Raw genomic sequence first — 13571 nt, 5'->3', positions numbered from 1 at the left:
CGTCTTTTCCTGGCTCATCGACGACGACAAAAAAAATGCACGGGCTGGCATTAACATACCAGTTATGTCGTACGATGAATGTGGAGTTTCATTAGTTAAAGTTGAATGCTCAGTCATCTACCATCTCTCCAGAGCCTGGACACCTAGCCATACGGTAAGTTTGGATGCTTCCTTTGAAAACACGCGCTTGCATAGACCTTGATTGTCGGTGACACCTTTAAATGTTTTCCCACTTTCGGTGGAGATAAAATACGGAACATTAGCCATAGGCTTACCACTGTCATTCAAGATCCGAAATTGTTCATCGAAGAATCCATCTTTGATTAAATCTTCAACTAATGGCATTAAAACTGATGACGTTGGGGTTGAATGTGCACCAGCAAACATCGTCCGCTTCACCCTGCGCAGATACGTTGCCGTTGTACCGTACTCCACCTTTCCCGCCTCCAGCCGCAGATAACTCCCGCCACCGACCAGCGTGATGCGTTTCTTCCCAGCAAACGAAATGTTACTCGCTGAACTCAGCGTCAGCTTCTTCTCAGCGAACAACCGCATGTTAGCGTTTTGCGCCTGGACATCGATTGGCCCTTCTCCGGATTTCAGGCTCAGTTGTCCGGTGCGGGCAAAGAGCCCCAGTTTCTCCCCGGTAAGCAGGGTCGCATTGCCCATCACTCCAACACTGAAGTCTTCTCCGGCGTTAAGCGCCAGGTTCCGGCCAGCGGCCAGCTGCATATCTTCACCGCTGGTCAGAGCCACGCCTTCCGGCGCTGAGAAAAGCACCACTTCACTGAGCGGTTTCAGCCGCTGCTCAAACATCTGTATCTGGCTGTCGACGTCCGCTTTCAGGGCCTGCGCTTTTTCTGCGGCCATTTCCAGCTGTTGCAGTTGCTGATTAAGCCTGTCGATTTCCTTCAGCGCGGCATCCATGTCCAGCACCTCACCCTGTGCCTTCGCCTGCGCGTCGGCACTGACAAACAGCCCCTTTCCGGCGCGTATCGTGCCCCACTCATCGGTGCGCAGTTCAGCACCCGTGCCGCGACGCTGCCCCTGCGCGTCCACCAGGTGCCCGCTGTTGAGCTGCGTCTTGCCGTATTCCGTCGCGAGCCTGACATGCTCCTCACCACGCCTGTCTTCCATCCGCAGCTTGTTGTTCGCCGGCGTGCGCAGCACGTTACGGGTGTGATTATCGCGGGTGACGTGGTCCGGGTGCTCCGAGTCGTGCAGCGCATACGCGATGTACGGCAGGTCAATATCACCGTTGCTGTACGCAATGGCCACTTCCGTTCCGTCGATGAGCGGCGTATGCCAGCCCAGCGTTTCACCGGCATAAGGCTTTGCCATCCGCAGCCAAAGGTAGCCGTAACCGGATTCTGTCCCCTCCCGGTCGAAGTCCAGTTTCACCCGGTAGCGCCCCTGCTCGTCCAGGTGAGCGTAAATGTTGTTCTTCTCCCGGCTCTCTATCCGTGCCGGAAGCGTCCATGGGATGACCGGACGCGGGACTTCTACAGGACGGAAGCAGTAACGTTCGGTATAAGGCATTCCCCAGACCGACACGTGCAGGCGGGAATCACGGGCCCCCCGGTAGGTCACCTGGGTGAGGATAACGCCTTCCTTCAGGGCCGTAATGACATCCCCCTGCGGCTCCAGCACCTGCCCGGGCGTGAGGTGGGCCGCATTGCTGAACAGGTGAATACGGGCCGACCTGTTGAGCTCCCGCTCGTGATGGATACGCGCATAAAACGCGCCGGATTCGGTTTCCGGCTCAGGGCTGGCGTCATCACCTGCGACACGATACGGTGCCGCGTAGCGGTAATGCTCCCCCGTGGTGACCGCATCATTACGCACGCTGACCGTCGCATCCATCGGCGTGGTGGCTGTCCGGTAATTGTAATTCCGCGTGGCGACGGTGCCGGTGGCAATGTTGTGCCAGGTTCGCACATCCCAGACCGATTCTGCCGCGCCGTCGAACAACCCCGATGGCTCGCTGTAGGGCAACTGCACATCAAACTGGTAGTTAAGCTGGCTGTCGGCCAGTATATAGGTATCCAGACCGCGCACATCGTCCATCATCGTGCGCCAGTAAATTCCCACCTCAGACAAAATACGCTGGATGAATTGCAGATCTGTTTCCTGCCACTGAGTGATAAGTTCACGTGCTGGGTAGGTGCGCTCCAGTCTGAATTCAAAATCAGGACCTTCCAGACCGTGTTTACGCAGCACCTGCTCAACCACCTCAGGAACGGACTGGTTCTGATATACCGCGCACTGCCGGGTGTATCCCAGGAGCGTCAGGCGGGAACTGAGTGTGAGCCGGTAGTGTGACTGGTCACGGGAGGTGGACAGCCACTCCAGGCGGGTTACCATGCCGTGGACATTTTTGCCATTCCGCATCCGGAAAGAGGCATATTTCATCAGCACCTGTTCCGGGGGGATGTGCGCCTCCAGGGAAGTGAACTCGATGTCCCAGTTGAACGGCTCGCTCAGTGCTTCCCTGCCGCGAAAACGCAGGACATCAGCTTTCACGGTGCTGTCATTGATATCCAGACCATAGCGGGTCTGTCCGTCAAAAAGCGCTGACCAGTTATCCATAATCAGATATTATTTAGCTTGATAATAGTTTATAGAGTGATAATCACATGAAAGAAAGGGGCTGTAAATGCCTTTTATGGACAACAAATGTGAAGTGAGAGGAGGGGACTAAAGAGGAGGTTGCCTGTATGACTTAGTGAGTTATTCTGTTATTGTCCTTTACCAGACAGCACGGGTTTTAACATCCTGCATACTGGCAGGTACTGCCCAGGCTTTTATTCTTTATGGGCAAGCCCGTGTCCCTTATACCCCTTCCTTTCACCCTTTGCCTTTTCAGCCCCTTTTCGCCATTTTCATTCCTTCTGTTGTTGAGGTGGGACAAGTGGTACAACCGCGCCAGCCATGGCTTTGCGCGGTACCACCAGAAAAATACCAGTCTGAAAAGATGATGCGCTTTTGATTTCTATGTAGATACTGATCTTTGCAAGATGGGGGGAATATTACTTGCGTCAGCGCACCATGGTTAATGCCGAGTTGGAGCATTTATCACAAGAGGCGTATAGGTTGGTTGTATTTAGACCAGAAGATGAATAGCGATCGAAGAATACAGGTAAAGAAGGTGCATTAATGGCTGTTCTTGATCAAGTTGAGTTATTTTTGACCGAACAGGACGGTGCTGAGATAAGTCCTCAATAGGCTAAGGTGTCCACCGGGCACATATCGGCAGTCATGCATCTTATTGGTAGTCTAAATATAGTCTATATTAAAACCGAGATATGACCAATGACCATTAGGCGGATGCACCATGAAAGTAGAGACAATCAGCTACGTTAAAAAGAACGCAGCAACGCTTGATCTGTCAGAACCCATTCTGGTCACACAAAATGGTGTGCCTGCTTATGTTATAGAGTCTTATGACCAGCAGCAGGAGCGGGAAAATACCATTGCTTTGCTGAAGCTGCTTACCCTGTCAGAGAAAGATAAAGCGGAAGGGCGCGTGTTCTCGAAAGACCAGTTGCTGGATGGATTTGCGGATTAAACGCAGCGCGCTCAACGTTAAGGGATTTCCATGAAACAGCAGGTGACCTTTGAGTACACGCTGACGGTAAAGCACTGCATCGACACAATAGCGGGTTTCCTGCGCCGAGTTGATGTTGAGCCGCGCCCGGTTATCGCAGATATTCTCACACAGTTTGAGAGTGCCGTAGCCCAGTTCCCGTTGGGCTGTCAGATTTACCCTGAACTGCTGAAAATTGGCTGCGCCAAATACCGGGAGTTTAACCACGCTGAAGGCTACCGGGTTTTGTATTCCGTAGACGGAGCCTTGGTGACCGCGCATGCGATCCTGGCACACCGGCAGGACGTCCAGCAACTGCTGTTTAAGCGTCTGATAATGGCCTGATAACCCTAACTACGTGTTGTATGGCAATAATACGACTCTAAAAGACGTATCTGTAACACTATCATAACAACATAATTTATATCATAAATTTCATCATATTGACGATGCTTTTTGCGGTATCGTCTGGAAATGGTTATCGTAAAACTCAGTGATAACAAGATGTTGGATGGTTTCTAAACCATTGAGTGGGAATGGTTTTCCCGCGTTGAGCTGAAAGTTGAAGAGAAACCGCTTAACGGCGGGGTTTTTACTTCAATAATAAGCAGGCCCGAATAAATCGGGATCAAAACATATCGGGTTGCTATAAATATACGTTAATATTCTGGAGGTAATTATAATAAGAGTGTTATATGCGCATTTCATTCATTTTAAAAATAAACTTCACTATATTAGTGTCGACTTTAATATTTCTTGAAGCGAGTTACAGCTTCACGCTGTCAGGATAGATATCCCCTGGATTCAGAGATGTGTTATTACGTCCAGTTGACTGAATGTAAAGAGAAAAAAGGGTGAGTTTGCTCAGTTTGGTCTGGGTAAAATGTATGCGGATAGCGACTATGTTATCCCGGATTATAAGCTGGCGATAAAATGGCTGGAAAAATCAGTTAAGCAGGGGGCTTATTTTTCCTATTTTGTTATTGGCTATCATTATAATTACGGTAAAAACTTTCCTCTTAATAAAAAGACGCGTTGAAATGGTATCGTAAGGCAGCAGTGCTGGGGGGCTTTACGCAAGAAATACTCGGTGATGCCTGTATGTACGGTAATGGGATTCCCCAAAATACCCAGATGGGGCTGGCGTGGTATCGTAAAGCGGCTGAACGTGGCTGGTTGAAGCGCAAAAAGCTGTTGCTGGTATGTATCTGCGAAGCGAAGGGATATCGCAGAATTACCAACAAGTGCTTTGCTGGTATACCAGAGTCGCGCAAACCGAGCTGTCGCAACGATTAACGCTAATTCGAGGCTATAGAGATAACGATATTTTGTTTTGGATGCAGAAACATCTTTAATGCTGAGTGGAAGCTATTAAGAGAAAATGTATCAATCCTGAGCGGTATCTGCCTCTCATTTGTCACGGCGGACTTTCGTTCAGCCTCTATCGCTTAAAAAAACAAACTATCGGTTCATGCTAATCCTGTGAAGGGAGCTGCAGAGTCTGGATAACACCGCAAGCCTGTGACGATAGTATCGCTATTTCAACGGATAACAGCTAGTTAACGCTGTCCCGGCGTGTTGACCGAAAGCGTTGACTGTTGCGCTTCTTTTTTATCCTGGTGGTGCTGCCAGGCGCCGATAGAAGAGTAGACGAAACGTCCAAAGAAGAAGAGAAAACTGATAAGCAGTACGATACGGGTCATGCGAGTGTTAAATCGATGTCGTTTTCGCATACTGTTGGCCTGACTCACAAAGGGTTCCTTAACGTTGGCCCAGCGGTATGGGCGGGATCAGGCAGGGTTCTTCAACGGATATTATCAGAGCGAAGAACGTAACAAGCCTGCGTTCAACCTACATTAAGGCATACTGCGAACCGATGGTCAATTCCTCTTGATGTAAAATTGCGTCAGTTGATTTATCTTATATTGTTATGGAAGATAATTTTAGTATTTACGTTAATAATAAATTAATGATAACGAAGAATAAAAAAGTGAATAAAGGCTCCCGGAGGAAGGTAATAATTGACTTAAATCAAATGTTACTGTTATTTAATAATTACAATCGATGACTATCGTATGATGTATATCGCATCATCCATTTAAAGTCAGGTGGGATGCCTGTCTGTTAACGCCCCTTTGGGATTGGGGGGTTCTGCTGAGCATCTATGAAGCTAAATAAAACTTATATAAATATCAGAGATAAATGGTGGGGACTGCCGCTCCTCCTGCCTTCAATTTTATTACCTGTTTTAAGTAGCGCAAATACTTATGCGCATACCAGTACTGGAAATGTGGTTCTGTTTTACCTGCCGTTAGCTTTTATGTTTAGCCTAATGTTGTTTTTCGGCTGGGCAGCACTGCCGGGCATTGTGATTGCTATCTTTTGGCGTACATACCCACAGATGGGGCTATATGAAACCCTTTCCGTGACGATGCACTTTATCATTACCATCGTGCTAAGCTGGGGCGGCTACCGCGTCTTTGCCCCCCGGCGAAACAATGTTTCCCACGGCGATGCTCGCTTGATCTTCCAACGAATGTTCTGGCAGGTATTTTGTTCGGCGACATTATTTCTGGTGATTTACCAGTGTGCCGCCTTTGTTGGCATGTACGAAAGCAAATCCAGCCTGATGGGGATAATGCCCTTTAATATTAACACGCTGATTAACTACCAAGCTTTACTGGTCGGCAATCTTATCGGTGTGCCATTGTGCTATTTTATTATTCGTACTATCCGCAATCCGCTGCACCTGCGCGGGTATTATCAGCAATTAAAGCTACAAGTTGATAGCAAGACCACTAAAAAAGAGATTGTTATTTGGTTAGCCGTATTGATTACACTGATGTTTATACTGTGTATGCCATTGACTGATAATAGCTCAATATTTAGTACCAACTATACGCTTTCGTTACTATTGCCGGTAATGCTATGGGGCGCGATGCACTATGGCTATAAATTTATTTCAATAATCTGGGCCTTCGTGCTGATTACGTCGATTCATTATTACCAGCGTTATATGCCCTGGTATTCAGGTTATGATACACAATTAGCCATTACCTCTTCGAGCTATCTGGTTTTTTCTTTTATTGTTAATTATATGGCTGTACTGGCCACACGCCAGCGCGTCGTAAGCAGTCGCGCGCGGCGGCTGGCCTATCTTGACCCGGTTGTACATCTTCCCAATTTACGTGCGCTAAACCGCGCGCTCAAAAACGCGCCCTGCTCTACGCTCTGTTTTTTACATGTGCCGGGCCTGGAGCTATTGGGTAAAAATTATGGCGTTATGCTGCGCATCCAGTATAAGCAAAAGCTTTCTCACTGGATTACGCAGATGCTGGCCTCAAATGAATGTGTGTACCAGATGTCAGGGCACGACCTGGTGCTGCGTCTTAATACAGAGTCGTATCAGCAACGAATTGAAGCGCTGGATAAATATATTAAGCAGTTTCGGTTTATCTGGGACGGGCTACCGCTACAACCCCCCGTCGGCGTGAGCTACTGTTGCGTGCGTTCCCCGGTCAGCCACCTTTATCTTCTGCTGGGCGAGTTAGGCACCAGTTCCGATCTTTCGTTGACGACGAATGCGCCGGAAGATTTACAGCGGAGAGGCGCGGTGCATCTGCAGCGCGATTTGAAGGGAAGAGTTGCGATGATGAACCGCCTGCAACAGGCGCTAGAGCACGATCATTTTTTCCTGATGGCGCAACCCATTTCCGGTGTGCGTGGGGACGTTTACCATGAAATTTTACTGCGGCTCAGGGATGAAAACGGCGACGTTATTAACCCGGACAATTTTTTACCTGTGGCGCATGAGTTTGGTTTGTCTTCCGCTATCGATCTCTGGGTGATTGAAAACACTCTGCGGTTTATAGCGACCAGCCGGGAATATATGCCCGCACATCGCTTTGCCGTTAATCTGTCGCCAACATCGGTATGTCGTGCCCCTTTTCCTTCAGAAGTTAATCAGTTGCTTACTCAATATCAGGTTGAGCCCTGGCAACTGGTTTTTGAGGTGACGGAAAGCAATTCCCTCACCAATGCCGATCAGGCGCAGTTGACGCTGGGGCAGTTACAGCAGTTTGGCTGTCAGATAGCGATTGATGATTTTGGTACTGGCTACGCCAGCTATGCGCGGCTGAAAAACGTTAACGCCGATATTCTTAAAATTGATGGTAGTTTTATCCGCAATATAGTGTCAAACAGTCTCGATTATCAGATTGTGTCTTCTATTTGTCATTTAGCGCGAATGAAAAAAATGCAGGTTGTCGCGGAGTACGTCGAAAGCGAAGAAATACGCAGCGCGGTGCTCTCATTGGGGATCGACTATCTTCAGGGATATTTAATTGGCGAACCGCAGCCATTATCTGAGATTCAGTAAAGTCAGACGCCGTGACACGGCGTCTGAACCGCGATTTACGCGGCGATCTCCGGCGAGTTTTCTTCCTCAATATTAAGACGCCAGCCAGTCACCGCTTCCCAGTACTGCTGTTCTTTTTCCAGATCAAGCAGTACCAGCGCATTCTGGCTGAACCAGTCATGCGGAAAACATAACGTCCAGTGGTTGTCATTGGTCGTTAGCCGCAGCGTTGGCGGCGTGGTTGTCGCTTGCCGCTGGTTGTTCAGTAATACGCCCAGCCGTAGTAGCTGAATTAACGGCAGATACTGTTTTTTCTTAAACAGCGTAAAGCGAGGCATATCATCCAGCTTTACGGCTTTGCGATGATAACGTACCAGCGTCGCCATCATCATTTGCTGCTCCTGATTAAAACCGGGCAAATCGCTATGTTGCAGAATATAAGCCGAATGGCGATGTAAACCACTGTGATTAATATTCAGTCCAACCTCATGCAGCATGGCTGCCCAACGGAGTAACGCTTCGAGCTGCGGATGCGCCAGTTTCGGCTGCTGGGCCTGCCACTGTTCGTACATCTGCATGGTGGTTTCCAGCACGCGTCTGGCCTGTTCTCTGTCAATGTTGTATTGATTCGCCAGACTTTTCGCTGTACGGCTGCGGACATCCTGGTGGCGGAAACGGCCCTCCATTTCATACAGTACGCCTTCTCGCAACGCGCCATCGGAAAGACGAAGCTCGCGGATAGCCAGCGCATCAAAAACGCCGCACAGAATCGCCAGTCCCGGCACAAAGACCGCTTTTCGCTCTTCAGAAAGGCCCGGCAGGCTGAGCGCATTAAAGGAGCGGTGCTTCAGCACTTCTGACTTAAGTTCGTCGAGGCGCTCCGGCGTAATAAAGCCATCTTTCTCGCCCAACGCCAGGAGAACTTCATGGGCGGCCTTAATCGTACCGGAAGCGCCCATCGCCACATTCCATCCCTGAATACGATACTGCCAGGTTAAGGTTTCCAGTTTTTGCGCTGCCGCCATCCGGGCGCGCTGGAAGTTCTCTTTATTGATAACGCCGCCGGGAAAGTAGAGCTGTGCAAAGCTCACGCAGCCCATACGACGGCTTTCAACCAGCTTGGGTTCGAAATTTTCGCCAATAACCAGCTCAGTTGATCCACCGCCAATATCTATCACCAGCTTGCGGCCTTTTTCCGGTTGCGTATGTTCTACACCCATAAAAATAAGGCGCGCTTCTTCGTTACCGGAAATAATCTCTATCGGGTAGGGAATAACCTTTTCCGCGCGTTTGAGAAAATCAGCGGCATTTTGCGCCTGACGTAACGTGTGGGTACCCACGATACAGACGCTGGAAGGGGAGAAGCCTTGTAAGCGTTCAGCAAACAACGACAAACAGCTAAGTCCCCGCTCCATGGCTTCTTCGCTGAGTTTGTTATCTGCGCCCAGTCCGTCTGCCAGATGGACGCGCTGCTTTAAGCGCCCGATAATCTGCATTGCGCCGTCAACCACGCGGGCAATGACCATATGAAAGCTGTTTGAGCCGAGATCGACCGCAGCGAATTCCTGTGGTCGAGGGGATTTATCGTAAATTGGCATAGCGTTAGTCTGGTTGCTCAAGAGATTTGATGTAGTCATAAATCGCCAGCTGCGCCTGAACTTTGCGGCGATTTCCGCGCGGTACGTAGCGGTTGCTGAGTTCTTTATCAATAAAGCGTGCTTTTACCGTGTCGCTAAACAGAATGTCAATGATATCCAACACCTGTTGTTTAAGACGTGGGTCAAGGATAGGCGTAGCGACTTCGATACGATAGTCAATATTACGCGTCATCCAGTCAGCGGAAGAGAGCCAAACTTGCTTATCACCGCCGTTTACGAAAATATAAACCCGATCGTGTTCAAGGTAGCGATCCACAATGCTAATCGCGCGAATATTATCGCTAATGCCTTCCAGTTGCGGGATAAGAGAGCACATGCCGCGCACCAGAAGATTGACCTGTACGCCTGAACCCGAAGCAGCGTACAGTCTGTCGACCAATCCTTTATCGACCAGGTTGTTAAGCTTTAACGTAATCCCTGACGGCAAACCCTGCTGCGTATTGGCGATTTCACGATCGATCATCTCATACAGCAGACGCCGTGAGTTTTGTGGAGAAACCATCAGATAATCGAAAGTGACCGGGCGATAGGGGTTTTCTATAAAATTAAAGACCCGGCGTACTTCATTGGTAATGCGCGCATCGGCAGTCAGCAGCGAATAATCGGTATATAGCCGCGCCGTTTTTTCGTTGAAGTTACCGGTGCCGATATGCGCATAACGCACCACGTCATAGCCCTCTCTCCGTGAGATGAGAAAGAGTTTGGCATGAATTTTCAGCCCTGGCGCAGAGAAAATAACATGTACGCCCGCTTCGGTTAACCGCTTGGCCCAGTGGATATTCGCCTCTTCATCGAAGCGCGCCTGCAACTCCACCACCACGGTGACTTTTTTGCCGTTATGGGCGGCATGGATCATCGAGTCAATAATGCGCGAGTCTTTCGCCACGCGATAAATATTGATTTTGATCGCCAGCACGCTTGGGTCAAACGACGCCTGGCGTAGCAGTTCCAGTACATGCTCGAACGTATGGTACGGATAATAGAGCAGCACATCACGTTCGCGAATCGCGTCGAAACCGTTACGAAACTTCTCTTTATCAAACCAAAGATGGCGTAACCGGGGTAACGGTTTGTTGACAAGATTGGCTTTACCGACATTCGGAAAATTAATAAAGTCTTTAAAATTGTGGTAGCGTCCACCGGGTACGATTGAGTCATACCGGGAGATCGTCAGTTTTTCCCGCAGCACGTCGACCAGAGCAGCGGGCATATCGCGCTGATAGACAAAGCGCACCGGTTCAGCGGTCAGGCGCTGCTTCAGGCTGGAAGACATCAGCTCCATTAGACTGGATTCCATTTCATGCACCAGGTCATATTCGGCGTCACGGGTCATTTTCATCGAATAGGCGTTAAGCGCGTCATAGTCGAAGAACCCTTTAAAAATGTCATCCAGGCAGTAGCGCAGAATATTATCCAGAAGGATCATCGGCTTGCGCCTGCGTGGCGTCTCCGGCGGCAGATTAACGAAACGTGGAACTTTATCGGACGGTATCTCCAGCAGCGCATAGTTGATAGTGTCGCCGCGGATAATCTCCACTGCCAGATAGGTGTAATCATCTTTTAAAAACTGAACAAGGTCCGTCTCCCGGTTAATGAGAATCGGGGTAATATGCTGGCGCAAATAGTGCTTAAAATAGTGGCGCAACCAGCTTTGTTGATTCACCGAGAGCTGACGCTCGTTGATCAGAAAGATTTGATTACGCGCCATCTCCAGCAGTAATTCGTTGTACAGGCCGTCAAACTCCTGGTCTGCTTTCAATACGCGGGACTGAATCTTGCCTAATAAATGGCGTGAATGAGAATTTGAACCCTGTTCTTCGCTGATAATAATGCGTCGTTTCAGCTCGGCGAAACGCACTTTGTAAAACTCGTCAAGGTTATTAGAATAAATACCCAGGAACCGCATCCGCTCAATCAATGGGTTGGATTTATCCGCTGCTTCCTGTAACACGCGTTCGTTAAATGCTAACCAGCTCAGCTCTTTCTCGATATATAGTTTTTCCTGACCCATTACTACTTATACTCCGTTTTATTCACGGGATACTGCCTGATTATTATGGCGAGCATTACGCGTTAATGTCCAACTGCGCCAGAAAAGTATGACAATGAACTGATAGCATAAAGGAAGGAAAAAGAGTAGGCCGGATAAGCATTTATGCCATCATCCGGCAAGCAGAAGCTGCTATATCGGGTGGCGTATTATTCGTCAGACGCATAACCTTGCGGCGGCAGACGACGCCCGTCCAACCAGGCGGCGTTATCGCGCATCTTTAGGCGCCCCTCCGCAAACCAGCCAATCACCAGAGGATAAATCGCATGTTCCTGAGTCTGTACGCGTGCGGTGATATCCTCTTCGCTGTCATCGGCAAAAACGGGTACTTTCGCCTGGAGAATGACCGGGCCGCCGTCGAGTTCGTCTGTTACGAAATGCACCGAGGTACCGTGCTCCTCATCGCCGTTTTCCAGCGCCTGTCGATGGGTATGCAACCCCGGATATTTTGGCAGCAGGGAAGGGTGAATATTCAGCAGACGCCCGTGGTAATGCGCGACAAAAGCCGGACTCAGAATACGCATAAAACCAGCCAGCACGACCACGTCGGGCGCATACGCGTCTATCTCGCGAATCAGCGCGCGATCGAAGGCGTCGCGGCTGTCAAACCGATCGGCAGTCAGCGCTTGCGCCGGAATACCGGCTTCTCTGGCGCGCTCAAGGCCGAACGCGTCGGCCTTGTTGCTAAATACTGCCCTAAGGGTGCCTTTAATTTTCTTCGCTTCGCAGGCATCGATAATCGCCTGTAAATTGCTTCCGTTGCCGGAAATCAGCACCACAATATTCATTATTTAATAACCACACGCTGTTCGGAATCAGAGGCTTTGATGATACCGATTTGCCATGCGTTTTCACCCTTCTCGTTTAGCAGAGCAAGCGCTTTGTCCGCTTCCGGAGCGGATAGCGCAATCACCATCCCGACGCCGCAGTTAAAGGTACGGTACATTTCATGTCGGCTGACGTTACCGGCGGTTTGCAGCCAGGTAAAGATGGCGGGCCACTGCCAGGACGACTCATTAATTATCGCCTGGGTATTTTCCGGCAGAACGCGCGGGATATTTTCCCAGAAGCCGCCGCCGGTGAGGTGTGCGATAGCGTGTACATCAATGTTTTCAATCAGTTCCAGAACCGATTTTACGTAGATACGGGTCGGCTCAAGCAGATGATCGGCTAGCGGCTTTCCTTCCAGCTGAGTGGTTTGTGGATCGCAGCCGCTAACGTCAATAATTTTACGCACCAGCGAATATCCATTCGAGTGCGGGCCGCTGGAGCCGAGCGCAATCAGCACATCGCCTTCGGCAACCCGGGAGCCGTCGATAATTTCTGATTTTTCCACCACGCCGACGCAGAAACCCGCCACGTCGTAATCTTCGCCGTGATACATGCCCGGCATTTCCGCCGTCTCGCCGCCGACCAGCGCGCAACCGGATTGCAGGCAACCTTCGGCAATACCGTTAATCACGCTGGCGGCAGTATCGACATCCAGCTTACCGGTGGCATAGTAATCAAGGAAAAACAGCGGTTCAGCGCCCTGAACGACCAGATCGTTTACGCACATCGCCACCAGATCAATACCGATAGCGTCGTGACGCTTTAAATCCATCGCCAGGCGAAGTTTGGTGCCTACGCCGTCAGTGCCGGAAACCAGTACCGGTTCACGATATTTTTGCGGCAACGCGCACAGCGCACCGAAACCGCCCAGACCGCCCATGACCTCCGGGCGGCGAGTTTTCTTCACTACGCCTTTGATTCGATCAACCAGAGCGTTACCCGCATCAATATCGACGCCGGCATCTTTATAGCTAAGAGAGGTTTTATCGGTCACTGCCTGGTTCCCCACGTTTTCTTGCGGTAAAAGTTAAATTCAGCGCAATTCTAACAGGGAAAGCAAACGTTTGCGAGTATGGTCTGCGCCCTGTA

11 protein-coding genes and 1 pseudogene are annotated in these 13571 nt (G+C 49.9%); 6 read left to right on the top strand and 6 right to left on the bottom strand.

Going from position 1 to position 13571, the window contains the following annotated elements:
* Window positions 1–117: 117 nt before the first annotated feature.
* On the bottom strand, window positions 118–2589 hold the full coding sequence (locus F4V61_RS08510) for a type VI secretion system Vgr family protein (protein WP_080160988.1): 2472 nt from the start codon (window positions 2587–2589) through the stop codon (window positions 118–120).
* Between the two features lie 745 nt (window positions 2590–3334).
* On the opposite strand from F4V61_RS08510, the gene F4V61_RS08505 reads away from it, so the two are divergent.
* From F4V61_RS08505 to F4V61_RS22350, 4 genes and pseudogenes are all read left to right on the top strand, one after another.
* Window positions 3335–3568, top strand: a complete 234-nt coding sequence (locus F4V61_RS08505; protein WP_000862031.1) for a type II toxin-antitoxin system Phd/YefM family antitoxin — start codon at window positions 3335–3337, stop codon at window positions 3566–3568.
* A gap of 198 nt (window positions 3569–3766) precedes the next feature.
* Window positions 3767–3931: pseudogene (locus F4V61_RS22360) on the top strand (type II toxin-antitoxin system RelE/ParE family toxin); the annotation flags it as partial.
* A 538-nt stretch (window positions 3932–4469) separates the two neighbouring features.
* Window positions 4470–4625 (top strand): hypothetical protein, encoded by a 156-nt coding sequence (locus tag F4V61_RS22355; protein ID WP_232081981.1) that lies wholly within the window; start codon window positions 4470–4472, stop codon window positions 4623–4625.
* Window positions 4622–4882, top strand: coding sequence for an SEL1-like repeat protein (locus F4V61_RS22350; RefSeq protein ID WP_012209923.1), 261 nt, complete (start codon window positions 4622–4624; stop codon window positions 4880–4882). The genes F4V61_RS22355 and F4V61_RS22350 overlap by 4 nt, the downstream gene beginning before the upstream one ends.
* 263 nt (window positions 4883–5145) lie before the next feature.
* On the opposite strand, the gene F4V61_RS08490 is transcribed toward F4V61_RS22350, so the two are convergent.
* On the bottom strand, window positions 5146–5337 hold the full coding sequence (locus tag F4V61_RS08490) for a YfgG family protein (RefSeq protein WP_000075925.1): 192 nt from the start codon (window positions 5335–5337) through the stop codon (window positions 5146–5148).
* 179 nt (window positions 5338–5516) lie between these two features.
* Between F4V61_RS08490 and F4V61_RS08485 the strand changes: the two genes are divergently transcribed.
* Together F4V61_RS08485 and F4V61_RS08480 are read left to right on the top strand one after the other, a co-directional pair.
* On the top strand, window positions 5517–5654 hold the full coding sequence (locus F4V61_RS08485) for a hypothetical protein (RefSeq protein ID WP_038394930.1): 138 nt from the start codon (window positions 5517–5519) through the stop codon (window positions 5652–5654).
* 96 nt (window positions 5655–5750) lie between these two features.
* Window positions 5751–7964, top strand: coding sequence for a sensor domain-containing phosphodiesterase (locus F4V61_RS08480; protein WP_080160989.1), 2214 nt, complete (start codon window positions 5751–5753; stop codon window positions 7962–7964).
* 35 nt (window positions 7965–7999) lie between these two features.
* Here F4V61_RS08480 and ppx read toward each other — a convergent pair whose 3' ends face one another.
* From ppx to purM, 4 genes are all read right to left on the bottom strand, one after another.
* Window positions 8000–9541 carry an exopolyphosphatase gene (gene ppx, locus F4V61_RS08475; RefSeq protein WP_038394934.1) on the bottom strand — a complete coding sequence of 514 codons (1542 nt, stop codon included), beginning with the start codon at window positions 9539–9541 and terminating at the stop codon, window positions 8000–8002.
* A 4-nt stretch (window positions 9542–9545) separates the two neighbouring features.
* Complete coding sequence (gene ppk1, locus F4V61_RS08470) at window positions 9546–11612, bottom strand: polyphosphate kinase 1 (RefSeq protein WP_080160990.1); 2067 nt, start codon at window positions 11610–11612, stop codon at window positions 9546–9548.
* Window positions 11613–11800: 188 nt separating this feature from the next.
* The gene (purN, locus tag F4V61_RS08465; protein WP_058115543.1) at window positions 11801–12439 is read right to left on the bottom strand and encodes a phosphoribosylglycinamide formyltransferase; all 639 of its coding nucleotides are present in this window, start codon (window positions 12437–12439) and stop codon (window positions 11801–11803) included.
* Window positions 12439–13476: a phosphoribosylformylglycinamidine cyclo-ligase gene (gene purM / locus F4V61_RS08460; RefSeq protein ID WP_000130478.1), complete on the bottom strand. Its 1038-nt coding sequence runs from the start codon at window positions 13474–13476 to the stop codon at window positions 12439–12441. The genes purN and purM overlap by 1 nt, the downstream gene beginning before the upstream one ends.
* Between the last annotated feature and the right edge of the window lie 95 nt (window positions 13477–13571).

It is taken from the genome of Salmonella enterica subsp. arizonae, from assembly GCF_008692845.1.
Classification (GTDB): Bacteria; Pseudomonadota; Gammaproteobacteria; order Enterobacterales; family Enterobacteriaceae; genus Salmonella; species Salmonella arizonae.
Note: the sequence above shows the minus strand (reverse complement) of the source record. Positions and strands in the feature narration are given on the sequence as shown.

What these genes read in the sequence shown, in the direction of transcription:
- F4V61_RS08480 (WP_080160989.1), top strand. Translation starts at nt 5,751, where the DNA reads ATGAAGCTAAATAAAACTTATATAAATATCAGAGATAAATGGTGGGGA.
- F4V61_RS08510 (WP_080160988.1), bottom strand. Translation starts at nt 2,589, where the DNA reads ATGGATAACTGGTCAGCGCTTTTTGACGGACAGACCCGCTATGGTCTG.
- F4V61_RS08485 (WP_038394930.1), top strand. Translation starts at nt 5,517, where the DNA reads ATGGAAGATAATTTTAGTATTTACGTTAATAATAAATTAATGATAACG.
- F4V61_RS08505 (WP_000862031.1), top strand. Translation starts at nt 3,335, where the DNA reads ATGAAAGTAGAGACAATCAGCTACGTTAAAAAGAACGCAGCAACGCTT.
- F4V61_RS22355 (WP_232081981.1), top strand. Translation starts at nt 4,470, where the DNA reads ATGTATGCGGATAGCGACTATGTTATCCCGGATTATAAGCTGGCGATA.
- purN (WP_058115543.1), bottom strand. Translation starts at nt 12,439, where the DNA reads ATGAATATTGTGGTGCTGATTTCCGGCAACGGAAGCAATTTACAGGCG.
- ppx (WP_038394934.1), bottom strand. Translation starts at nt 9,541, where the DNA reads ATGCCAATTTACGATAAATCCCCTCGACCACAGGAATTCGCTGCGGTC.
- ppk1 (WP_080160990.1), bottom strand. Translation starts at nt 11,612, where the DNA reads ATGGGTCAGGAAAAACTATATATCGAGAAAGAGCTGAGCTGGTTAGCA.